Below are 23,505 nucleotides of genomic sequence, written 5' to 3'. Positions count from 1 at the left end.
TGTGTGTTAGCTTTTGTTTTCAGACCTAGAAAACATTGTTCATTCCAAATATTCAATACTATAAATAATAAGGAAAAGTACATGTCGCAGACTCAAACGTCGTCTCCTGACGTGCAAGAGATGGTCGCGCAAACTGATTCGGGCGCGCGTAATCCTGGCGGAATCCCCGGCAGAATTCTCTGGTTTGTGCCGCTGTGTTGGTCACTGTTCCAACTATGGTATGCCTCACCACTACCATTCATTTTTAATTTTGGGGTCTTGAACGATACCGAAGCTCGTTCGATCCACCTTATGTTTGCGATTTTTTTGGCGTTTACAGCCTACCCTGCTTTTAAAGGCTCGCCTCGCGATCGTATTCCAGCGGCAGATTGGATCTTATCGTTATTAGGTGGATTTTCGGCCGCTTATATTTATCTATTTTATGAAGCGCTCGCCAATCGCTCTGGGGCCCCCACGACACTCGATATTGTCGTCGCGGTTATAGGTATGGTGCTGCTATTAGAAGCAACACGTCGTGCCCTTGGGCCACCATTAATGGCCGTAGCCTGTGTTTTCTTATTGTACACATTCGCCGGTCCCTACATGCCCGATGTGATTGCTCATAAAGGCGCAAGCTTAAATAAAGCGATGTCGCATCTTTGGCTGACGACTGAAGGTGTGTTTGGCGTTGCCCTCGGCGTTTCCACCTCGTTCGTTTTCCTATTTGTATTATTCGGCGCCATGTTAGAACGTGCTGGGGCCGGCTCATACTTTATCCGTGTCGCGTTTTCACTATTGGGACACATGAAAGGAGGCCCAGCTAAAGCTGCAGTGGTTGCTTCCGGTTTATCGGGTTTAGTCTCAGGCTCTTCTATTGCCAATGTCGTGACTACGGGTACGTTCACTATTCCACTAATGAAAAAAGTCGGCTTTCCTGCAGAAAAAGCCGGTGCTGTGGAAGTTGCCGCATCAACCAATGGTCAGCTGACTCCGCCAATTATGGGAGCTGCCGCTTTCTTGATGGTGGAATATGTCGGTATTTCTTACGTAGAAGTCATTAAAGCAGCCATTTTACCCGCGTTAATTTCTTATATCGCGCTACTGTATATTGTGCACTTAGAAGCCTGCAAAGCCGGAATGGTTGGCCTACCGCGCCGTACCACTAAAACCGCCTTACAAGGCTTTACGTCGTTCTTAACCACATTACTTGGTCTTTGTGTATTAAGTGTTGCGATCTACTATGGTGTGGGCTGGACAAAAGACGCCTTTGGTGATGCCGCCACTCCGCTGATGTCTGGCGCTCTGCTCATCGCTTACTTTTTCCTTGTTAAGCTATCGTCGAAATACCAAGAGCACGCACAAGAATTGGCTGAAGACATGACAGAAGTCCCAGAAACAGGACCGACGGTGAAATCGGGTCTGCACTTCTTATTGCCGATTGTTGTCTTGGTATGGTGTTTGACGGTAGAGCGCTTCTCGCCAGGTTTATCGGCGTTTTGGGCGACGGTCTTTATGATTTTTATCATTTTGACGCAACGTCCGTTAATGGCTTACTTCCAGCAAAGCAATGACACAGCAAAAGCCTTTAAAGTCGGTGTTCAAGACCTATTAGATAGCCTAGTCTCTGGCGCTCGTAATATGATTGGCATTGGTGTTGCCACAGCAGCAGCTGGTACCGTCGTGGGCGTAGTGACGCTAACCGGGATTGGCTTAGTCATGACCGATTTTGTCGAGTTCATCTCCGGTGGTAGTGTCATATTAATGCTGCTCTTTACCGCAGTAATTAGCCTGGTTTTAGGTATGGGCTTGCCAACCACTGCTAACTATATCGTGGTTTCCACGCTAATGGCTCCAGTCATCGTGACCTTAGGTGCTCAACACGGATTAATCATCCCACTGATTGCTGTGCACTTGTTTGTGTTTTATTTCGGTATTCTTGCAGACGACACTCCCCCTGTTGGTTTGGCTGCTTTTGCGGCGGCTGCAATTGCCAAATCCGATCCGATTAAGACTGGTATACAAGGGTTCACCTACGATATTCGTACTGCAATTTTGCCCTTTATGTTTGTGTTTAATACCAACTTATTATTAATTGGTATTGATACATGGTGGCATTTAGCTCTTACCATTTTCTCGGCCGTGACCGCTATGTTGTTATTTTCTGCGGCCACCCAAGGCTTTTGGTTTACAAAAACCAAGTGGTGGGAAACCGTATTGCTGCTTGCCCTAACCTTCACATTCTTCCGTCCTGGTTTTTGGTGGGATATGGTTTATCCCGCGACACAAACGGTGCCTGGTACTCAGCTAGAACAAGTCGTCGCTAAGGCACAAGTCGGTCATCCCATCAAAATGCTGGTTGCCGGCGATACGCTTGATGGTGACCATGTATCAAAAGTAGTGACGTTACCATTTGAAGACGACGCCAAGACAGCGCAAGCTCGTATTGACTCGATGGGACTTATGTTAAGTCCTCAGCCAGATCAAATGAAAGTTGATATGGTGGAATTTGGTAGCCCCGCGGAAAAAGCCGGGATTGATTTTGATTGGGAGATTAAAAATCTCATTATTGAAAACGACCGTCCATTAAAAGAGTGGGTATTTATCCCTGCACTATTTTTGACACTTTTACTGGCGTGGAATCAAAGAAGACGCGCAAAGAAAAAGCAATAATCTCAATGCCTGGCTCCGGTCAGGCATTCTTTTATGTCTTTAATACAGAGAGAGCTCTATGTACAACAACATTCTTGTTCCAGTCGATCTTAATGAGAAAGGGTTTTGCGATAAAGCCGTAGCACAAGCTGTATGGCTCGCGAAACAAAGCGGTAGTCAATTGCATCTTATTACCGTCGTCCCAGGCATTCATCTCTCTATGGTTGCCTCTTATTTCCCGAAAGACGCCGCCCATAAAATGAAAGCGGACACGAGCGTGCAACTCCAGCAATTTGCGCAAGCCCATGTGGATACAGACATCGAGTGTCATACCTATGTGGCTGAAGGGCGTCCATACACGACGATTATTGAATACGCAGAGCAGCACAATATCGATCTTATTGTTATGCCAAGCCATAAGCGTTCAACTGTAAATAAAGTGGTGTTAGGCTCTGTTGCCAGCAAAGTTGTCGAGCACTCCCCTGTACATGTCTTGGTTTTAAAGCCTACCCCATAGGTTATCAGCAACGATAATGATACGGCCCTTTTGGGTCGTATTCCGACTACACAGACATTCTGTCAGCTCTATCTACACCACTTGATAACTAAAACCGTACCGACGTGACGATAACCTGCTCATCCACCTCGACGTGGACTTGATAATCAGAATCAGGATCATCTGAACAATAACGCTGCGGCGCATCGATATAAAAAATACTCTGCGCTGTGTTTGCGCGCATATCTAATGGAACTTGATACGATAATCCAGCGAATTTTACGGTAGCTGCAAGCAAATCAGACTTTAATACTTCATAGTTCACCGCCACTAATAACTCGCATACATCGCCATGGTGCCATACCTGCTCGGTGGTCACACTGCATAAACGCACATGTTTGATTAACTCAATGCGAGGGGCTTGCCATATGCCTAAACGTACGTCACGACTTGGTAGAATCATGGCCTTACATTCATCATCTAATAAATCGTCGTCTTCCTGTACAAACAGGATTTCAATACGATTTTTGCCCACATTGATAAGTGAGGTAATATCTTTTCGGTATTGTCGCTGTGTGCGATCGCAATCCAATACCGCCACGCCATTAATTCTCACCTCTGCATAATATTCAATACCATCAAGAATTAAATCATAAGCGGCAATACGGCAATGGATGGCGTCTTCTACCTCAATATCATGCATCAAGTGCCACTCTTGCTTCATAACATCGCTTTCAGAGACACTATCTGGCAAAGCTGCACTTAACGGTGCCGGGAGAATAAGATCATTTTGCGGTAAAGAGAGGTCGGTCAAGGGAGATAATTGCCAAGGCTGGGCGAGGATCAACTGCATAAATTACTATCGTATGGAATTTTATCAGTCCTTTATATCGAACTGAAAATAAAAATGCCAGTGTCAGCACTGGCATTTATTAGGAAACTAGATGAGTATCTAATTTATCGTTATTCTTCGTCGTCTTCTTCTGGGTAAAGCGCATCTTCACCTTCGTAAAACGTCCCCCAACCATCATAAATAATGTCAAATTTTTCAGCGAGATGAATCATTTTTTCGACTTGCGCATCAATCGCTTCAGGATCTAATGTCGATTGCATAGTGGCATCAAAACATAACAGTTTGTTACCTTCTTCGTCTTCAGTTTCTTCCGCTTCTAATACTTCAAAGCCCAACTTAAAGGCATCGACGGCGGCTTTTTCTAAAGTCTCGAATTGTTCTGCAAATAAATGATGCTCGATATCGTATAGCGCATCGGGATCACTACCATCTTCTAATAAAGCTTGAATAATATCTCGAGTTTCTTCTTTTTGGATCTCGATTAATTCTTCTACAGATAGATAATCATCTTCGTGAGACATAGTGTGCTCCGGATAGTCAAAATAGGATCGGTTTTCTGGTGCGAAATATGGCACGGATCGCCGCAGATTACCACCCACAAGACGGATCTTGGTGGATCTTTTTTGACAACTTATCTGGTATTTTTAAGCGAATATAGTCAAATCCCCTTTATCACATCGTTTCCATACTCAGTATGCATACTGGGTCGTGCTCAATCCAGCGTAACCCCTTGCAAGTTGGCGGCAAACTTGTCATAACTAGGGTAGGAAAATGTGGAAGGAAATCCAATGAGCCAGCTGTATGTAGGGTCAGAAGTCGGCCAACTACGCCGAGTCTTACTCAATCGCCCAGAACGGGCACTTACTCATCTCACGCCATCAAATTGTCATGATTTATTATTTGATGACGTGCTTGCCGTCGAGGAAGCAGGCAAAGAACACGATGTCTTTGCTCAGACTCTGCGAGATCAGGGCGTCGACGTTCTTATGCTACACGATCTATTAGAACAGACGTTGGCCATACCAGAAGCCAAGCAGTGGTTACTGAACACGCAGATTTCTTATTTTCGCTATGGCCCTACTTTCGCCCAAGAACTACGTCAGTATCTTGCCAGTCAGGATCATGCTCACCTTGCTACCTTACTCCTCGGTGGGCTGGCCTACTCTGAACTACCACTTACATCATCATCCATGCTACCCAGCATGCATCATCCGCTCGATTTTGTCATTGAGCCACTGCCTAATCATTTATTTACTCGCGATACCTCATGCTGGATTTACCAAGGCGTATCATTAAACCCTATGAGTAAAAAGGCACGCCAAAGAGAAACCAATCACTTACGCGCGATTTATCGTTGGCATCCGCTCTTTGCTGGGCAAGATTTCATTAAATATTTTGGTGATGATGATTTGCACTATGACAACGCCAATATCGAAGGTGGCGATGTGTTAGTGATTGGTAATGGTTCAGTATTAGTTGGTATGTCGGAGCGCACCTCAGCTCAAGGCATAGAAAACTTAGCTGCCAATCTGTTTCAACATGGCCAAGCCAAAGAAGTCATCGCGATTAATTTACCTAAACATCGATCCTGTATGCATTTAGACACGGTTATCACACATATGGATACGAATATCTTTTCGGTGTACCCAGAAATTATGCGCAGTGATCTCGAAACCTGGCGTTTAACCCCTAATGACAACGGCCACGGCTTACGAGCAGAAGCATCCCATGATTATGTAAACGCAATAGAATCCGCGCTCGACGTTGATCATCTTAATATTATTACCACAGGGGGTAATAGTTACGAAGCGGAGCGCGAGCAATGGAATGATGCCAATAACGTACTCACCGTTCGTCCTGGGGTGGTGATTGGTTATGAGCGTAATGTCTATACCAATGAGAAATACGACAAGGCTGGGATTAAAGTACTGACGGTACCTGGAAATGAACTCGGTCGGGGGCGCGGCGGGGCACGATGTATGAGTTGTCCTCTTGAGCGAGATGGATTAACAATCTAACCAGTATGATTTAATCCGCGACACCGCTTGGCGTCGCGGATTATTATGCTCTTCAAACCCGAGTGGTTATTCAGTACCACCTACGGTTAGCGCATCCAATTTTAATGTCGGCTGACCAACACCAACAGGCACACTTTGACCTGCTTTACCGCATACGCCTACACCATGATCCAAATCGAGATCGTTACCCACCATAGACACTTGCTGCATCGCTTCAATACCTGAACCAATCAACGTTGCCCCTTTAACCGGTTGGGTGATCTTACCGTTTTCAATCAGATAAGCTTCTGATGCGGAGAACACAAATTTACCCGAAGTAATATCTACCTGACCACCACCAAAATTAGGCGCATAAATACCTTTCTCAACCGAGGCAATAATCTCTTCTGGCGTGTGCTGACCAGGCAGCATATAGGTGTTCGTCATACGTGGCATTGGCAAATGAGCAAAAGATTCACGACGACCATTACCGGTAGGCGCAACACCCATTAAACGCGCATTAAGTTTATCTTGCATATACCCTTTCAAGACACCCTTTTCAATCAACACATTGTATTGACCAGGTACGCCTTCATCATCGACATTAAGGGAGCCTCGACGATCTTTTAGTGTGCCATCATCAACGATTGTACACAGGTCAGAGGTCACTTTTTCGCCGACTTTACCTGAGAAAACTGAAGAATCTTTACGGTTAAAATCACCCTCTAAACCATGTCCTAATGCTTCATGCAGTAGTACACCCGGCCAACCATTACCGAGAACAACAGGCATAGTGCCGGCTGGCGCGGCAATAGCTCGTAGATTGACTAATGCTTGACGAATAGCTTCATCAGCATAATCAAACGCCACTTGCTGTTTGTTTGGAGACGATAAAAAATAGTCGTAGCTAAAACGGCCACCGCCACCAGCACTGCCACGTTCACGACGATCACCTTTTTCAGCAATCACCGAAATGGACAAACGTACCAAGGGACGTGTATCGCCCGCATAAGTACCATCGGTAGCTGCCACCAGCATTTGTTCATGCACACCACTAATACTAATACTAACTTCTTTGATTAATGGTTCTTTCGCTCGAATATACGCATCTAACTCTTTCAGTAATTCAGTTTTTTTCTCTTTTTTCCAAGATTCTAATGGGTTGGTATCTGCATAGTAATGCTGAGTATCTTGGCGTTTAAATGCTTGTACTTGTGCATTACTGCCCGCTTGAGCAATACCACGCGCGGCCAAAGCACTTTGCTCAAGCCCCACTAAACCAATTTGGTCAGAGTAAGCAAATCCTGTTTTTTCGCCACTGACGGCTCGCACACCAACGCCACAATCAATGTTAAACGAACCATCTTTAATAATACTGTCTTCTAATACCAGAGACTCATGCCAGCTGGATTGAAAGTAAATATCGGCATAATCGATATCACGAGTCGCTATGCTCGACAAAGTATCCGCAATGTTTTGCTCTGTAAGCCCTGCGGGGGTAAGTAGTGCTTGTTCGATGCGGTTAATACTCATATCTCGCTCTTTATTGATTGAAGTTGATTACAAAATCGAGATTGCTCGATAATCGGCATAGCCTGTCGGATATCAGATAAAACTGATGGATCGATCTCAACAACAAGGCCGCCTGTGTGTTGTTCTAAAGAAGACACAATCTCTCCCCAAGGACTCACTACCATCGAGTGTCCCCAGGTTTGTCTTCCACAAGGATGGGTTCCGGTTTGCCCTGCAGCGATAATCCAACATTGAGTTTCAATCGCTCGAGCACGGAGTAGTACTTCCCAGTGAGCTTTTCCTGTTACTGCCGTAAAGGCCGCGGGGACAACAATGATTTCTGCTCCTTGTCGTCTTAATTCAGAAAATAGCTGGGGAAAACGTAAGTCATAACAAATCGACAAGCCAAGTGACCCAAAAGGCGTTTTCGCCACCACTACTTGCTCACCGGGTAAAAACGTATCTGATTCACGATAACTGTGATGAGAGTCGGCAACATCGACATCAAACATATGCAGCTTATCATAAGTTGCTTGGTATTGGCCTTCAGAATCCAGCAAAATCGACGTGGTGGTCACTCCTTGCTCGCGCTGAATAGGGAAACTGCCAATCAGTAACCATACTCCATAACGCTGGGCGATGGTGCTCAGCTGTTGCTGAATTGGCCCTTCACCTAACTCTTCGGCATATTGATGATAGGCTTTTGAGTCGCTCAACAATATGACGTTTTCAGGCGTGACAATCCACTGAGCGCCTTGGTTTGCCAATGCCGCGACTTGTTGCTCTAATGCCTTTAGGTTATCCATCACTGATGGTCCTGAGGTCATTTGTACTATACCAACTTGACTCATGATAGCGACTACTCCCCTTCTAACTTTTTCTCTAACTTTTGCAGACTTTCAGGAAGCTTATATTCTCCTTTGCTCCGCGAGATCTCTTTCACCGCTGGATGATCCAGTGGACCTTTGATTTCATAGTTCACTTCAGTGAAAACTTCTACCACCGGTGAAATAACCGTTGTAATGGCAAGTACGTAAAGCGCCGTTTGCGGTGTCACAGCAAACGCACTTAATACTGGGATCCCAGATGTCATATCAGGAACAAAACTCGCTTGAGCATCGACCGTACGTTGGTTGAGATCCGCGAGCCCTTTTAACGTTAGTTCACCAGCGACAGCGTCCATGTCAATATCATTGGTCACAAATACGCCCTGTGAAATTTTGCCCGTACCTGTAATGGAAGTAAATGCCATGCCTTTATCAAACACATCGCTAAAATCGAGTTTCATACGACGAATTAAGGAATCTAAACTAAATAGCCCGAGTAGATTAGCGGCGCCACTCACATCGGTAATAACACCTTTACCAAATTTAGATTTCACCTTACCTTGTAAGGTATTCACGCGCATCGACCAAGGTGCCCCATTCCATTGTAAGTCGGTATTCAATTCAAACGGCGCTTTTTGAATACCTGCGGTAATACCAAAACGATCCATGAGGTCACTATTATTTTCGCCTTTCATGTCTAATTTCATTTTAGTACTGGTTTTGTCACCTTTGAGAAACCAATCAATACTGGCTTTAACATCATTGGTGCCACTGTTAATTTCGATTTTATTCCAGCTTAGTTGGTGCTTTTTACGCACCATATCCATGGTCAACTCACCCACTTTATATCCTTGAAACCAGAAGTCTTGCACGTTCACCTTCAAACTCGGCAGTAATGTAAACAGACTGTGTTCCAGCTCAGTAACTAATGGAGTTTGCTTAGGCTTATCTTCAACAATAATGGGTTTTTCGTGATCTTTTTCTTCTAATACGGGTAAATAGAGATGCAAGCGATCCAGAGATACATTCAATTGGTTCGAAGGCAGGTAGGTCGCATGACCTTGTACTTCTTGGCTATTAAGACTGAGACTCCAATCATTGGTTTTTTTGCGTAATTTCCCGTTCACATCATGCCAATCAAGATCAGCGGCAGTCAATGTTTTGACCTTCATATCAATCTGCTCAGGAATGGGAATCGTAATGCTAGGCTTACTCTGCTTGGCGCTTTGTTTCGCTTGCTGTGGTGACGTAGCATTACTTAAAAAACTAATCCAATCATCAAGGTTGATCTTATCGATGTTGATACTCGCGGTATGACCGACAATCGGTTCTAAGGCAAATGTTCCTTGACCAAGAATGGCATTCGTTGCCACTAAACGTGGCGTTGGCTTGCTAATATCAATTAATGTCTGATATTTGCCATTGGGTACAGACACACGCGCATTCACTTTTTCCTGATCGCCTGAGGCTTGTAAATGTGCCTCCCCGGGCGTTTGCGCCGTTTTATTTAACGGATAAGGATAATGACTGACGATATTCTTTAAGCCTGCTTTCACATCCACCTGGTAAGTAAAACCTACATCATTGAGTTGTAAATCTACTCCCATTTGCCATGGCGCATGGCCTGAAATCGGGTTAATCCATTCATTGCCAGCATATTTTCCTAACGGTTTCACATCCCAATCACCGATAGTATCAATATGAACACCATAACGATGGGCGCGACTTTCACCGTTAAAATCGAGAGAAATAGGTTGCCCAAGTAATTCCGCCGATAACCCTGCGGCTTGCACAACATCATTATCAAAATTAATCCGTCCAGCGACGTGCTTAAGCTCCATCTTTGGCGCATTAATCTTGACGGTACTATCTTTAATATCCGCCCAACCCCATGCCCTTACTTCCTTATCAGAAGAAAACGGTACTGTTAAACGAAATTTCGATGACACCTTGCCTTTCACTTGCACTGCGGTAAGCGCGGCGCCAACCGAGTCAACTAATGGCGAAGAGGTCATATAATTTTTAACATCTTCCCCTTGTCCCGTTGCGGTCGCTTCTAAACGAATGTGGCCATTTTCGCGCAAAGCAGGGATTTCACCGGTAATGCGCTGAGCCTGAACATTTTGTAGCTTGGCAAAGTGAGAATCCAAATACATAGCATCATTTTCAAACAGCAGCTTAAGCTGTAAATCTGTTAACGGTGGCCAAGCAGTATCAAAGCTAAAACGCGCATCATTAAGTCCCACCCAAGCTTGAAATATGCCATTGTGTTGCTGATACGGAAAATCACTTAAACGTCCATACCACACTAATTTGGCCGTATTAACATGACCTGCTTGAATCGCTGTTGAAAGATAGTTAGTAAGCTCATTACCTAACGCTAAACGCGGTAAATAACGCCACGTTTGGCCAGCATCTTGTAAATTGACTTCAGAGTAAAAAGACAAAAACGGACTGGCGTCATCAGGCATATCTAAGCGAAACTGTCCGATAGCATCCAGATCGGGGGTCACCACTTTCACATGATCACTCCAAAGTGACCAACCGTGTTCATGTTGCTGCCAAACTAAATCAACCTTTCCTTGCTGAATTGGCAGCGGCGCCTGAAAAACATCACCATAAGGCAATGTGTCATCAATCAATGATGCCTGAATATGAGCTTGTTTTAATGAGCCAATCACTTTAGCTTGTAGATGATGAACCTCAGGCAATAGCTTCCACTGCGCCATGGCACCGTTCACCAATTGGGCAGAATAGTGTAACGAGTCTAGAGTTTGACCTTGAGCGACGCGTATATCTTCAAGTCGCCCCTGAGGCTGCAGTTGCTGTATCCATTGCTGCGTGGTTTGAGATTCACTAAATAGGCGCGCTAATGGCATCACCGTTTTGATATCGATCTGCGATAGATTTAACTGCCATGCTTGAGGCGTCCAATTAAGCCCCACATCCAATGCTGGCCATAAGGTGTCATCCGTTCTCACTTTTAGTGAGTGACCACTTACTTTCCATCCTTTTTCTGTTGGTAATAAATTAACGACACCAGATTCAATATACAAATGATGCTGCTCAGTATCTTTCCAACTTAACTCTGACGGCTGAAAACGCAAATAACCGTCAACAGGTTGACTGTGCTTTAATGTCATCCATGCATCTAAGCTAACAACACCGCTATTAATTCCCGTTTTCGCTTTAGCATACTTGCTCAGCCAAGGGCCAACCTGAATATCTTTTCCATCTGCATAAAATTGTCCAGAAATATCCCGCAGCGAACCATGATCTTCAAAGCGTGCCGCTACCGATAATGAATTGATATTTACATCAGCAATACTGACAACTCCTTCGGCATAATGCGTGCTGCCATTATTTTTCCAGCGGAGTTTTTGAATATCTAATTGGCGTTTTTTACCTGAAACGGTTTGGTATAACACGGTCGAATTGCGCAGGGAGAAATTATCCAACTGGCGTAACAGCAACGAGTCGAGACGCTGGATAATATGGTTTTGCTGTTCATCTTGTGGCTGCGGTTGTGCATGAACATCGCTTTGTTGCCAACCAATAGAACTGATATCTAGATTAAGTTTATCCAACGTCATATCGGCAATCACCGGCTTTTGCGCAATGATAGATTTGAGTAAGTCGAACTCAATCGCTACATGACCTGCGGAAAAATGTACTTGGCTATTGTCTGCAAATTTAGCCGAGACATCCTGTAGCACAATGGAAGGGTGAATATTACGCCATGAGCCATGCACATTTTTCATCGTGAAGTGAATATGAGTACGCTGATTGACCCACTGTTCAATATCACCTTGAAAACGGTTCAAGTTAGGTAGCAGTACTCGTAATGACGTTACCAGTACTGCCAATAGGACTAAAAGAGTCGCCGTTAGCCCTATACATATCCGTAACATACGCGAAAATCTAGAATTCACTCAATGCCCTATTACATCATCACGACATCAAACTGTTCTTGAATGTAAAGAGGTTCCGCTTTAATACGCACTTCTTTACCAATAAACACTTCGAGTTCCGCTAAAGAGTGGGATTCATCACCCTGTAAAGTATCTGCTACCGCAGGTGATGCATACACAACAAATTTATCTGCATCGTAGGCTCGATTGACTCGAGTAATCTCACGTAGCACTTCAAAACACACCGTTTCCACCGTTTTTACGCTACCTCGTCCCTTACAAGTAGGACATGAAGAACACAAAATATGCTCGATACTTTCACGGGTTCTTTTGCGAGTCATTTCCACTAAACCTAGGTGAGTAAAACCATTAATGTTCGTTTTGACTCGGTCTTGGCTTAATGCACCTTCAAGCGATGTAAGTACTCGCTTACGATGCTCATTAGATGCCATATCGATAAAATCGATAATAATAATGCCACCCAAATTACGCAGGCGCAGCTGTCTGGCAATGGCTTGGGTCGCTTCCACGTTGGTATTGAAAATCGTTTCTTCTAAGTTACGACGTCCAACAAAAGCGCCGGTATTAATATCAACGGTTGTCATCGCTTCCGTTTGATCGATGATCAAATATCCGCCCGATTTTAGTTCGACTTTACGCTCTAGTGACCGCTGCACTTCATTTTCCGTGTCATACATATCAAACAGCGGCTTATCACCATTATATAATTCGAGCTTGTCATGTAACTCAGGAACGAATTCAGAGGTAAATTCTTTGAGGTTTTCAAACTCTTGCCGTGAGTCCACCAGTACTTTGGTAATATCCGTCGCGACAAAGTCTCGTAATAAACGCTGAGATAACCCCGGTTCACCGTAAAGGGTCGAACGCGTTTTGTATTTAACACGTCGCTCCATCACCTTAGACCATAAGCGCTTTAAAAACGCAGCATCTTGCGCGAGTTCTTTCTCACTTGCCGCTTCCGCCGCGGTACGAATAATAAAACCGCCATGTTCATCACAATACTCTTCTACAACTTTTTTCAAGCGCTGGCGACGTTTATCACTTTCAATACGTTGTGATACACCCACATGTTTTGCACCAGGCATATACACTAAGTAGCGCGATGGCAAAGTAATATCCGTCGTAAGCCGCGCTCCTTTCGTACCTAATGGGTCTTTCACTACTTGTACAACAAGATCTTGTCCTTGACGGACTAACTCAGAGATATTGCGAACTTGGAATTGCTCTTTTTCATTTTCAGATACGCATTCAGTGTGAGGCACGATATCGGATGCATGCAGAAAAGCCGCTTTATCTAAGCCAATGTCGACAAATGCCGCCTGCATGCCAGGTAAAACCCGGCTAACTTTACCTTTATAAATATTGCCTACAATTCCACGCTTTGCTTCTCGCTCAACGTGAATTTCTTGCAGGACACCGCCTTCAATCATTGCAACACGCGTTTCACTCGGCGTGACATTTAACAGCAACTCTGCACACATGGTAAACCTTAATTCAGATGAGTTGCCCTATCGCAATTTGGATAACACTATTGAATGCATTGCGATATGGGCTGTAATAAGACTATTTCTCTTTAAGAGCCTATACCGGATAAGCCCTTAAAGACAAAAATTATGGAATAAATTTTTTGATAAGCTGATCGGTTTCGTATAACGGCAGTCCAACAACAGCATAATAACTGCCTTCTATACGTGTCACAAACCGTCCGCCAATGCCTTGGATTGCATAGGAACCGGCTTTATCTTGAGGCTCTCCAGTCTGCCAATAGGCACTGATATCGTCATCAGATATAGCACTAAACCAAACATCGGTCACGATAACCTGTGAATAATGCTGCTCTGCTGACATCACCGTCACGGCGGTCATTACTTGGTGAACGTGTCCAGATAACATGCGCAGCATGCGTTGCGCATCCGCAAAGTCTCGCGGTTTTTCTAGCACACGATCACCAAAGGCAATGATCGTATCAGATCCAATAACCAAAGCATTGGGCGTGGATAACGCTAATCCAGCTCTAGCTTTATCAACCGATAATCTTTCAACATACTGATAAGGCGACTCATCGTCCGCTCGAGTTTCTTCAACATTGCCGACAACAACATCGAATGTATAACCTAACTGTTCTAGCAATGTTTTACGCCGTGGCGACGCTGACGCGAGTACTAATTGATACGAATTCATTTTAAGTGCCAATGACGTCTTACACGTCTTAACAAAAGGAACATCCACGGCCATAGAACGCAGTTAATCACCCCACTCCATAACGATGTAGGATTGAATGTGACATCTTGAGTTATATACTCTCCCAAAAAGATCATCACTTCGAGCGCGACGGATAGCAAACCAATAACCACCGCTTGTTGCCATAATGCCATGTTGCGTAACACTAAGAAATTCATTGCAACAATGTACACAATCAACGACATCATCATGCCACGGATACCTAATGTGGAACCTAGCAGCAAGTCCCAGAGTAGGCCCATGATCAAAGCCGTCCCAACATTGACACGATGTGGCAATGCCAAAACCCAATAGCATATAACCAGTAGCAACCATGACGGTCGCAACAGATCTAACATACCCGGCCACGGAATCGTTTGAAGAATCAAAGCTCCAAAGAACGTTCCCCAGATGACGAAACGGCCTTTCCAGTTACTTGTGAATACCACGCTTATCCTCATCCTTCATTTTTTTGATATCCGATTGTAGCGATTGTTTTTGCTGATCATTATGAGGCCAGATCAACAATAAGTAGCGCAAGCGTTCAAAATTCACTACGGGCCTTGCTTTGATCGCCGCAAACTCGCGACGTGTATCTTTATCAACATTCGTAATATAAGCGACAGGATATCCTTCTGGATACACGCCTCCTAACCCCGAGGTCACTAACATATCACCAACCTGTAAATCTGTGCTGGTTGGGATATGCTCGAGCTGCATCTCATCGCTTTGGCCATTGCCAGAAGCAATCACGCGGATATCATTACGCAAATTTTGTACAGGAATCGCGTTATTAGGGTCCACCAATAACAACACACGACTATTATGTGCGGCAACAAAGGTGACTTGTCCAACAATCCCTTTTTCATTAATAACAGGCTGTCCTTCATATACGCCATCAGTACGACCTTTGTTGATCACCACTTGATGTCGGTAATGAGAAGTATCCACCGCCATGACTTCCGCGACTTTCTTCTGTTCATCCCTAACAAACGAGGATCCTAACAGCTTACGCAAACGTTTATTTTCTTCTTTATATTGATTCAATAACAGCAAATCACTTTTTAAAGTGAGTACTTCCTGCTTAAGCTGGTTATTGGAATCTAATAAATGTTGATGCGTACTTAATCGTTCGTAAAAACCATCGAATAAGCTCCGTGGTAGATCCGCTGCATACTGGATAGGCGCGACTAAGCTGTTTAATAAAAAACGCACATGTGAGAAAGCATCTAAACGGCTATCAGCCAGCATAAGGCTGGCTGATATAATGACAGCGAAGAACAGACGTAGCGGAAGAGATGGTCCTCGACCAAATATTGGCTTCATCTTATTAATCCCAGAGTTGCTTACAGACTTGATGATACAAAGTCTGACTTATAAATTACTCTTCGCTAAAGAGGTCGCCGCCATGCATATCGATCATTTCTAGCGCTTTACCGCCGCCTCTTGCGACACAAGTAAGAGGATCTTCAGCAATCACAACAGGAATACCCGTTTCCTCTGTCAGTAAACGATCAACATCTTTTAGAAGTGCACCGCCACCTGTCAGCACCATACCGTTTTCTGAAATATCAGACGCAAGTTCTGGCGGACATTGTTCTAGCGCCACCATAACAGCAGACACAATACCCGTTAGAGGTTCTTGCAACGCTTCTAGAATTTCATTGGAATTGAGCGTGAAGCTGCGAGGTACGCCTTCTGCTAAGTTACGACCACGAACTTCAATTTCTAGTACCTCATCACCTGGATAAGCAGAGCCGATTTCATGTTTGATTTTTTCTGCCGTAGCTTCACCAATCAAACTACCGTAGTTACGGCGAACATAATTGATAATGGCTTCATCAAAACGGTCACCACCAATACGTACAGATGAAGAATACACCACGCCATTAAGCGAGATAACCGCCACTTCTGTTGTACCACCGCCGATATCAACGACCATAGAACCTGTTGGCTCTGACACTCGTAAACCAGCGCCGATTGCGGCTGCCATCGGTTCATCAATCAAGTACACTTCACGCGCTCCGGCACCCAGTGCAGATTCACGAATTGCACGGCGCTCTACTTGGGTTGAACCACAAGGGACACAAACCAAAACACGCGGGCTTGGCTTTAATACGCTGTTATCATGCACTTGGCGAATGAAGTGCTGAAGCATTTTTTCAGTTACGTAAAAATCTGCAATCACGCCATCTTTCATTGGACGAATCGCAGAAATATTTCCTGGTGTACGTCCTAGCATTTGCTTAGCTGCGTGCCCAACGGCTGCGACTGTTTTCCCGCCGCGACCTTTATCTTGGCGAATAGCAACCACAGATGGCTCATCAAGAACAATACCTTGTCCCTTTACATAAATTAGTGTGTTGGCAGTACCTAAATCGATCGATAGGTCATTTGAAAACATGCCACGAAGTTTTTTGAACATATTCTTCGCTCGTCCTGCAAGAATTAATAAGATAAAAATTGCTCTAAATGTACCAATGCCTCGCGATCACAGCAAGGCATTGATGCACAAACATAGAGCCAAATAAGTAATTTCTAACAAATTCCTAACCTCAACCTGTAAAATGGCCAAAGTTAGTTATTTATTCTAGGCTCTCCGCGATAAATAATTCTATCGTTACCACGGAATACACCGAAAGTAATCAGTGTCGAAGGATCCTCATCCCCCTTTCCACGCCAATTAAATTGTAGCCATGGCTGCGCTAATGTCCCAGCCCCACATACTACGTCATTCACATTTAATTGTACGCTATTATCGGCAATGCGCATCCAAAAACGCACCTGACCTCGATTCTCACTATCACTTTGCTGGGCTGATAGTCCTTCACCAATCCCATTACCCACCGTTTGAAGTGTAGGGGCTAAGTTTAGGCTTGCAAAGGTTTGAGGTGTATCAACACAGATAACCGACTCTGTCGTATTCTCTACCCCAAACTGACTGCCCGAATCATCGGTATTAATAACAAACTGTTGTCCGTCCCAATATTGAGCCTCTACTGGGACAGTAATTTGCTCATCAGAGTTCCCCCCCACATCCGCTAATTGTAGGCGCCCATAACGAAAATCTGGCTGCTGGGAAAACGCGACTTGTGAACCTAGATCAAATGTCACATCATCGACAATATTGGTCACTTCAAGACCAAACCCCTCACGATAAGGGCCATCGGGTATGGTTACTGCTGAACTAGTCTCAACCGGAATGGGATCGTTTTGTTTTGCAAAAGTAAACCCAGCATTTGCTATAGCGAGGCTACCGTCACTCCATTGTCCCACATCGCCATTCCATGATACGGGATTAGTACTCACCCGATTCATCAATGACGCATTATCATGCAGTGCGTACACACTAATATCGGACTTTAAAGCAGCAGGAAACGCCGCATAGTTTTGCGTTACTTTCTGCTGTCGACTGCGCGCATCGACTAAAAAATTATACTTTATCGGCTGGTCCATATAAGCAAAACCACTATGATCATTTGCGTAATTCCACCCATTAGACACAAGCGTGAAATGATGTGGCGCAAAGCGTCCAACATTGCGATAACCATGCTGAATTTTATGCTCAGGAAGTACATACCCGCCATCATTTTTGGTTTGAGCTATTAATCGTAACACTCCAACTTCACTCCATGAGAGCTGGTTAAATGCAATGCCACTGCCAGGAGTTCCTTGAGTATTCGCCAAGGAAATATCAGTAGTGCTACTCTCCGTTCCCTGCTCAGTAGTTATTATCTGTGTTAATTGTCCTGGCTGCCCGCCGCTAGGCTGAGCAACCGTATGTACTAGGGAAACTTGTGTGGCAAGACGGACGTTAGCATCAAAAAAGTTATCGGTCATTGGCAACGCGCAGCGAGCACTATTACTCAAAATCGACTCGGTAACACTCTCGCTAGAAGACCACCGTAGAGGTTTCACTAATACATCAAAATTATCCCCCGCCGCCGCAAATTTAGAACTTGCTGCATCCGAGATATTACCATCCATATTATTAGCACCATTGACAGGACAGATAGCAAATGTCCACGGACGCGAGTAAACCTCAAAGCTGCCCTGTAGTTTACCAGCCCCTTTAATTGGACATTTATCACCAAATTGTTGGCAATTAAAATTGTCATCACTAATCGTAACTTGTTGAATTCCAGAATCTGTCATGATCAAATTGGCAGCAGCTTGTCCATCAGTAAATTCTAGATTACTCATACTAAGACTACCTTGACCCGCGACCGGGGCGATCCATTGTGACGTATAATTTGGAGTTCCCTTATAACCAATATCGACTGCGTTTCCGCCCTTATCACAGGACAACACTTTCATGTTGATAGCTTTGGGTTTATTGGCAATCACTGCTTGATGGTCGACTGCGAAGGTATAAGGAACAAAGTGATAAATACCACGCTGCGCTTTGCTGATTTCCTGTGTCGATAAATATGCGGCTATCTGAATATCTTTAGTTTGACCTGCTGTTAATTCAAGCTCCAGTAAACCATTGTTATTCGGTTTAAAGACGCCATTACTACCAGAACCACCACTGCCTGCTGCCACCGTTAGCCCATCGGCTGGAGACACAATAATCGATCCCGTATAATTAGTAGCTGGCGTACCATCTTCATTGCTGACTTGTATTTGTATTGTTTGCTTATTACAAGACAAGCTATAGCTTTCTGCTGGCGTCATTTGCAATGTATAATTATTGGTAATAGGAACACTACATTGATTTTTGCCATTTAACGCCTGAATATTGGCCGAGCCAGACATGGTAAGCTCCAACGCAGTGACGGCACCATCAACACGGGTACTACTCGTTAGCTCTACCCGGTTTCCCAATAAATACCCCTTATAGACACCATTACTAATATTCTGATCACTTTGAATTTTAAACCCCGCTAATGGCCCATAAAAAACGGGGTATTGGTAATTCGCACTGCTTTCACCGATATAAAAAAAGCGTACTGGGTGGTCCATTTGTAGTTCAATATTATGCAAAGCTGCATCAGAGATATTAATCCACGCCCCGCTTTCAAACGCCATCAGCGCCCCAACCCCAGAAGTAATGGTCGAAAAATTAGTCGTACTATTTTGATCAAAATAGGCGGCAACATTACCTTCAAAGATTAAGTGTTCGATCTTAATTTTGTCCTTAAAATGGACAACGAGAAGTTTGTCAACAAAGGCATTAATATTTAATACTCGCAAATCTCGCTGTATAAACACATCAACACGGTTAGTGGCAGAGCTTTCGACATACGTACACATAGCACTCGTATTATTGGTACTATTACTGCACAACCGACGGTAACTATTAGGATCATCGGCGACAATCAAACCAAGGAGATTAAAGCTTTGTCTACCATCCACCAATGTCACGTCTTGAGAAGCACTATAGGTATTATTAATTAAGGGCGGTGGGGTTATTTTTCGTTTCTGGGTGAGATCTTCTGGCGCACAACCGATTCCCTGACAAATATTGGTTGACCGACTATCTGAACTAAATGCGGAGGTATTAATCGTGTCAAAACCAATTTTCAGATGTTCACTGACCGCATTAGTCGTCACGACGCGATTGTCTTTAATAAAACGTTCGGAGAACCCATTGATACGGACGGAACTGGCATTTGCCCTAAAAAAATTCTGCGTGAAGAGATTGTAATTACGTGTGCCATTCGTTACCCAACTTTGCGCAGGTTGCGGAAAAATATCACACACTAACGGTTTTTCGAATTCTACCGGTGGGTTAGGCGGGAAAATCGTATTGTTATCACAAGCAAAGTTATTCACGCCCGAGCTGTAATAACCTAAATTCACATTGAGCAGTAATAACCCAAAATAAACCGACTCTTGCCCGATAAGAGTCCACTTACTGTTGGCATAACGGTAATAGCTAAATATTCCCGCATTACTCGATAGACTCTGGTAGCTAATCCAAACTCGATAGTTCTTATTAAGCCCTAGATACACACTATCATTAAATAGCGCTGAGCTTTGAGTACGAGGTTGAGCCGACCACACATCAAAAGAGAAAAGGTTTAAGTTATAGAACAACCCTGCATACTCAGACCCTTGGCCATTTTGTACATCAAAACTAAAAGCAAAATCTCGATCCGTGCGTAAGTTGCCACATTCTGCAATACTCATCGCTTGTGCTGGCAGACTTATAAAGAAAATAATCACCATCAATGTGTATCTAACCATAGCCGGTTTCATCATTTGTTCTCATCCCTTAACCACACATCTTCAGCACGTTGCACTTGGAATCGCCCGGTACCGCAAGTCACCGTACTTTCAATACGGTAGTAATCCATCCGCACGCTAGGTAGACTGCCGCTCACAACGCATTCCGTTTGCAAGGAACAATTTTCATAGGTGCGCATAACCCGCGCTTGCGTCACTGTATCGCCCTGCCACTGAGCACAAGCCGAGCTAACATCGTCAACTTGGTTTAATGGATAAATTGTGTTTAGCGCCGCCTCGTTAACGGAGTGCGCGGCAAAATACGCTTTGTTCCCTAATAATTCACGTGACAATATGTCTTGATTTGACCACTCGATACGCGATAACGCGGCAGCAAGAAAACCCATCACCACAATGACAAAGATAGCAATCATGATCACACTGCCTTGCTGGCTCTGACGATTAAGGCGCATTTAATACCTGTACATCTTTCTGATAATGACTTTCTTCATCACGCTGAGAAAACGTTAAAGCAATACGCACTAAGCCCCCTCTTTGTAGAGTTGGCGCTTCATAAGTAAAGCTTCCTGAATGAAGACTATCGGCAACATTGACGCCGACAGAATTGCTCCCCTCTCCCACCTTGCGTGTCATCATTCCTGTTGCCGTGTTTAAACAATAGCTGACTTTTTGATTAAAGAGATAAATACGGTTGGAAATTGATCGCCCCTTGAGTAAAGAAGGTGAAAAATTGTTTATGGTGACAGTATTACAAGCCAGATTATCGGGTTCGTCGTCACAGGCATTAATTTGCAGTGACTGCTCAGTTAACACGAGCGCCTGCCCTGTGCTACTCGAAAAATCGGCTTGACGACTAGGGTTTATAATGGCCGACAGCTCATCATAATCAGCCTCTACTGGGGGGTTATTGACTAAAAACGTTAGCTGTTTTTCTCGTGGATTTAACGCATAAAATCCCGCATGACGGGTTGGGTAAAAAGAAACACAGTCACGGCCATCCGGTTCAATATTGGTCGCAATACTATTCGGTACCGACGAACGTAGCTCTCGTGATAATTTTTCTAATACGAACTGCGCTTGGATCTGAATTTTTTGTCGCGCAACCGTATCGGCATAACCGGACATACCAAGCTCAACAAAGCTGGCAATACCTAACAACAAAATCGAACTCACAATCATTGTTAGAATCATTTCAACTAAAGTAAAACCATGGCTACGCGGCATCAATAATTACCTCTAAATCCAAATAAGGTATATTCGCCATAACGTCCCGTGTTGATCACTAAACGAACACGCTTTAGGTTGGTCACTTCATTACTGACAGCTCCTGTTTCATCAATATATTGCACGGCTATCGTAATGGTAAAATGCGCGTATTGGGCTTGTGAATTTGTCTCGAGCAACGTTGTTAATTGCCCAGCAATAGGCTCAGACCCACAGTCCGCCGCACTATCACTCCACCAGCAACCGATAAAATCATCTACATCATTAAATTCGCTGGGCGTTTCACCACTATCAGGCCCTAATTGATTGGCAGCCGTACAGGATTTATTGCGCTCTTCGCAGCGAAAACGACCACCATTACGGCTACTTTGCTGATCAAAATCCAAAGCGAGAATGCGTGTCATCAGCCCTTGTTGCAGATTGGCGGCACGAACTTGGTAATGAGGCACAGCAGAGCGCTCAACTTGCGGATATAAAAAGCTCACTAATGTGACCATGGCAAAGCCAAGTAACACCATGGCGATGATACTTTCGATTAACGTAAACCCTTGCGAGTCGTGACGTTTATGAGATGGGTAAAGTGGCAATGGAAAACGCATACCTAGCACCCCCCTCTATGTACATAACCTTGACGATTAATACACACTTGAGCCGTGCTTTGTGTGGCTTGAATTAAAATTGTGAGACCATTTTGGGCATCATTAAGCGGGTTACCGAGTAAATCAAAATTAACAGTGTCGAGGCTAGGCACAGAAGAAAACGTCAGGTTTGAATTAAATACCGCATTACTTTGTGAACCGTCATTCCCCTCCTGATTAGAACGACTACACGCAATAACCGAACCAATACAGTGCGTTTGCAAAGTAAGCACATAATGGGCGTTTTCATTAGGCGAAGTAACATTAGATTGCATCCGATGTAACTGCACTTGGCGAATGACGGAGATCGCCTGCTCTTGGGCAGTAAGCGCCGAAAAGTCATCGGTTCCGGTATAACGACTCGCCGCATAGACAGATAAGATGCCTATGAGCACGATTACAACAACCAGCTCTACCAAAGTGAAACCTTGAGAACGAAAACAGCCTTCTCGCACTTTGGTACGAGAAGGCTGTAAATACGTGAGTGAGCCCACCATTGTCTCCTATATCAACAATGTCATTTAGTTAGTACAGTTTTGAAGCTCAACATTGGGTTCATTATTTCTGTCCGCCGCTTGCGTATAAGAGACATAACAACTTGCTGTTGTTGGGTTATCACTCGCACTATAGCCAACCGTGCCCGCTGCCGTGCCGGTCACTAAGTTCCAATCCGTGCCGAGACCTGACACCACACTTCCTAACGCAGAGGACGTTGCCGCTGGATAACCAAATACGGTCGCGATGTTTTGTCCATTAATGGTAACTGTTGAAGCAGATACAGCCTCGGTACCATTAATCGCTGACTTACCATACACAATGCCCGCCGCGCCTTTCATAGCTCCTTTCAAGCCTTCAGCTGCAGCCGTGCGTGCATCATCTTGTAAGTTCAAAAATTTAGGCGCCGCTGTTACGGCGAGAATCCCCAAAATGACGATCACAACGACTAACTCAATTAGCGTAAAACCACCTTGTTTTTTCATGCTATT

Annotated in this window: 19 protein-coding genes; 3 read left to right on the top strand and 16 right to left on the bottom strand. The window is 44.3% G+C overall.

Annotation, left to right across the window (positions count from 1 at the left end; translation table 11 throughout):
- Positions 1-81 precede the first annotated feature (81 nt).
- Together OCU30_RS01695 and OCU30_RS01690 are read left to right on the top strand one after the other, a co-directional pair.
- Complete coding sequence (locus tag OCU30_RS01695) at positions 82-2,649, top strand: TRAP transporter permease (protein WP_077315309.1); 2,568 nt, start codon at positions 82-84, stop codon at positions 2,647-2,649.
- 58 nt (positions 2,650-2,707) lie between these two features.
- On the top strand, positions 2,708-3,145 hold the full coding sequence (locus OCU30_RS01690) for a universal stress protein (RefSeq protein ID WP_077315308.1): 438 nt from the start codon (positions 2,708-2,710) through the stop codon (positions 3,143-3,145).
- An 88-nt stretch (positions 3,146-3,233) separates the two neighbouring features.
- Here the strand turns inward: OCU30_RS01690 and OCU30_RS01685 are convergent, their stop codons facing one another.
- Together OCU30_RS01685 and rraB are read right to left on the bottom strand one after the other, a co-directional pair.
- On the bottom strand, positions 3,234-3,977 hold the full coding sequence (locus OCU30_RS01685; RefSeq protein WP_077315307.1) for a glycosyl hydrolase 2 galactose-binding domain-containing protein: 744 nt from the start codon (positions 3,975-3,977) through the stop codon (positions 3,234-3,236).
- Between the two features lie 110 nt (positions 3,978-4,087).
- Positions 4,088-4,498 carry a ribonuclease E inhibitor RraB gene (gene rraB, locus OCU30_RS01680; protein WP_077315306.1) on the bottom strand — a complete coding sequence of 137 codons (411 nt, stop codon included), beginning with the start codon at positions 4,496-4,498 and terminating at the stop codon, positions 4,088-4,090.
- Between the two features lie 267 nt (positions 4,499-4,765).
- Between rraB and arcA the strand changes: the two genes are divergently transcribed.
- Positions 4,766-5,995 carry an arginine deiminase gene (arcA, locus tag OCU30_RS01675; protein WP_077315305.1) on the top strand — a complete coding sequence of 410 codons (1,230 nt, stop codon included), beginning with the start codon at positions 4,766-4,768 and terminating at the stop codon, positions 5,993-5,995.
- Between the two features lie 66 nt (positions 5,996-6,061).
- Here arcA and tldD read toward each other — a convergent pair whose 3' ends face one another.
- The 14 genes from tldD to OCU30_RS01605 form a co-directional block, all read right to left on the bottom strand.
- On the bottom strand, positions 6,062-7,507 hold the full coding sequence (gene tldD / locus OCU30_RS01670) for a metalloprotease TldD (RefSeq protein ID WP_077315304.1): 1,446 nt from the start codon (positions 7,505-7,507) through the stop codon (positions 6,062-6,064).
- Complete coding sequence (locus OCU30_RS01665; RefSeq protein ID WP_077315303.1) at positions 7,504-8,337, bottom strand: carbon-nitrogen hydrolase family protein; 834 nt, start codon at positions 8,335-8,337, stop codon at positions 7,504-7,506. The genes tldD and OCU30_RS01665 overlap by 4 nt, the downstream gene beginning before the upstream one ends.
- Before the next feature lie 8 nt (positions 8,338-8,345).
- Positions 8,346-12,245 (bottom strand): YhdP family protein, encoded by a 3,900-nt coding sequence (locus OCU30_RS01660; RefSeq protein ID WP_077315302.1) that lies wholly within the window; start codon positions 12,243-12,245, stop codon positions 8,346-8,348.
- A gap of 11 nt (positions 12,246-12,256) precedes the next feature.
- Positions 12,257-13,726 (bottom strand): ribonuclease G, encoded by a 1,470-nt coding sequence (gene rng / locus OCU30_RS01655; RefSeq protein WP_077315301.1) that lies wholly within the window; start codon positions 13,724-13,726, stop codon positions 12,257-12,259.
- Between the two features lie 130 nt (positions 13,727-13,856).
- A complete protein-coding gene (locus tag OCU30_RS01650; protein ID WP_077315300.1) occupies positions 13,857-14,426 on the bottom strand; it encodes a Maf family protein in 570 nt (189 codons plus the stop codon).
- Positions 14,423-14,914, bottom strand: coding sequence for a rod shape-determining protein MreD (gene mreD / locus OCU30_RS01645; RefSeq protein WP_235861885.1), 492 nt, complete (start codon positions 14,912-14,914; stop codon positions 14,423-14,425). The genes OCU30_RS01650 and mreD overlap by 4 nt, the downstream gene beginning before the upstream one ends.
- On the bottom strand, positions 14,898-15,791 hold the full coding sequence (mreC, locus tag OCU30_RS01640) for a rod shape-determining protein MreC (protein WP_077315298.1): 894 nt from the start codon (positions 15,789-15,791) through the stop codon (positions 14,898-14,900). Before mreC ends, mreD begins: the two co-directional genes overlap by 17 nt.
- Before the next feature lie 55 nt (positions 15,792-15,846).
- Positions 15,847-16,890, bottom strand: a complete 1,044-nt coding sequence (locus OCU30_RS01635; RefSeq protein WP_077315297.1) for a rod shape-determining protein — start codon at positions 16,888-16,890, stop codon at positions 15,847-15,849.
- Positions 16,891-17,042: 152 nt separating this feature from the next.
- Positions 17,043-20,672, bottom strand: coding sequence for a DUF6701 domain-containing protein (locus tag OCU30_RS01630; protein ID WP_077315296.1), 3,630 nt, complete (start codon positions 20,670-20,672; stop codon positions 17,043-17,045).
- Positions 20,669-21,109: a hypothetical protein gene (locus OCU30_RS01625; protein ID WP_077315295.1), complete on the bottom strand. Its 441-nt coding sequence runs from the start codon at positions 21,107-21,109 to the stop codon at positions 20,669-20,671. Before OCU30_RS01625 ends, OCU30_RS01630 begins: the two co-directional genes overlap by 4 nt.
- The gene (locus OCU30_RS01620; protein ID WP_077315294.1) at positions 21,099-21,881 is read right to left on the bottom strand and encodes a PilW family protein; all 783 of its coding nucleotides are present in this window, start codon (positions 21,879-21,881) and stop codon (positions 21,099-21,101) included. The genes OCU30_RS01625 and OCU30_RS01620 overlap by 11 nt, the downstream gene beginning before the upstream one ends.
- Positions 21,881-22,480 carry a prepilin-type N-terminal cleavage/methylation domain-containing protein gene (locus tag OCU30_RS01615; protein WP_077315293.1) on the bottom strand — a complete coding sequence of 200 codons (600 nt, stop codon included), beginning with the start codon at positions 22,478-22,480 and terminating at the stop codon, positions 21,881-21,883. The genes OCU30_RS01620 and OCU30_RS01615 overlap by 1 nt, the downstream gene beginning before the upstream one ends.
- A 2-nt stretch (positions 22,481-22,482) precedes the next feature.
- Entirely contained in the window at positions 22,483-23,016 is a 534-nt protein-coding gene (locus tag OCU30_RS01610; protein ID WP_077315292.1) for a prepilin-type N-terminal cleavage/methylation domain-containing protein, read from the bottom strand.
- Between the two features lie 24 nt (positions 23,017-23,040).
- Positions 23,041-23,499 (bottom strand): prepilin-type N-terminal cleavage/methylation domain-containing protein, encoded by a 459-nt coding sequence (locus tag OCU30_RS01605; protein ID WP_077315291.1) that lies wholly within the window; start codon positions 23,497-23,499, stop codon positions 23,041-23,043.
- Positions 23,500-23,505 lie beyond the last annotated feature (6 nt).

Source organism: Vibrio palustris (genome assembly GCF_024346995.1).
Classification (GTDB): domain Bacteria; phylum Pseudomonadota; class Gammaproteobacteria; order Enterobacterales; family Vibrionaceae; genus Vibrio; species Vibrio palustris.
The sequence above is the reverse complement of the archived record's forward strand: the minus strand, read 5'-3'. Positions and strand labels throughout refer to the sequence as shown.

What these genes read in the sequence shown, in the direction of transcription:
- OCU30_RS01695 (WP_077315309.1), top strand. Translation starts at nt 82, where the DNA reads ATGTCGCAGACTCAAACGTCGTCTCCTGACGTGCAAGAGATGGTCGCG.
- OCU30_RS01690 (WP_077315308.1), top strand. Translation starts at nt 2,708, where the DNA reads ATGTACAACAACATTCTTGTTCCAGTCGATCTTAATGAGAAAGGGTTT.
- OCU30_RS01685 (WP_077315307.1), bottom strand. Translation starts at nt 3,977, where the DNA reads ATGCAGTTGATCCTCGCCCAGCCTTGGCAATTATCTCCCTTGACCGAC.
- rraB (WP_077315306.1), bottom strand. Translation starts at nt 4,498, where the DNA reads ATGTCTCACGAAGATGATTATCTATCTGTAGAAGAATTAATCGAGATC.
- arcA (WP_077315305.1), top strand. Translation starts at nt 4,766, where the DNA reads ATGAGCCAGCTGTATGTAGGGTCAGAAGTCGGCCAACTACGCCGAGTC.
- tldD (WP_077315304.1), bottom strand. Translation starts at nt 7,507, where the DNA reads ATGAGTATTAACCGCATCGAACAAGCACTACTTACCCCCGCAGGGCTT.
- OCU30_RS01665 (WP_077315303.1), bottom strand. Translation starts at nt 8,337, where the DNA reads ATGAGTCAAGTTGGTATAGTACAAATGACCTCAGGACCATCAGTGATG.
- rng (WP_077315301.1), bottom strand. Translation starts at nt 13,726, where the DNA reads ATGTGTGCAGAGTTGCTGTTAAATGTCACGCCGAGTGAAACGCGTGTT.
- OCU30_RS01650 (WP_077315300.1), bottom strand. Translation starts at nt 14,426, where the DNA reads ATGAATTCGTATCAATTAGTACTCGCGTCAGCGTCGCCACGGCGTAAA.
- mreC (WP_077315298.1), bottom strand. Translation starts at nt 15,791, where the DNA reads ATGAAGCCAATATTTGGTCGAGGACCATCTCTTCCGCTACGTCTGTTC.
- OCU30_RS01635 (WP_077315297.1), bottom strand. Translation starts at nt 16,890, where the DNA reads ATGTTCAAAAAACTTCGTGGCATGTTTTCAAATGACCTATCGATCGAT.
- OCU30_RS01630 (WP_077315296.1), bottom strand. Translation starts at nt 20,672, where the DNA reads ATGATGAAACCGGCTATGGTTAGATACACATTGATGGTGATTATTTTC.
- OCU30_RS01625 (WP_077315295.1), bottom strand. Translation starts at nt 21,109, where the DNA reads ATGCGCCTTAATCGTCAGAGCCAGCAAGGCAGTGTGATCATGATTGCT.
- OCU30_RS01620 (WP_077315294.1), bottom strand. Translation starts at nt 21,881, where the DNA reads ATGCCGCGTAGCCATGGTTTTACTTTAGTTGAAATGATTCTAACAATG.
- OCU30_RS01615 (WP_077315293.1), bottom strand. Translation starts at nt 22,480, where the DNA reads ATGCGTTTTCCATTGCCACTTTACCCATCTCATAAACGTCACGACTCG.
- OCU30_RS01610 (WP_077315292.1), bottom strand. Translation starts at nt 23,016, where the DNA reads ATGGTGGGCTCACTCACGTATTTACAGCCTTCTCGTACCAAAGTGCGA.
- OCU30_RS01605 (WP_077315291.1), bottom strand. Translation starts at nt 23,499, where the DNA reads ATGAAAAAACAAGGTGGTTTTACGCTAATTGAGTTAGTCGTTGTGATC.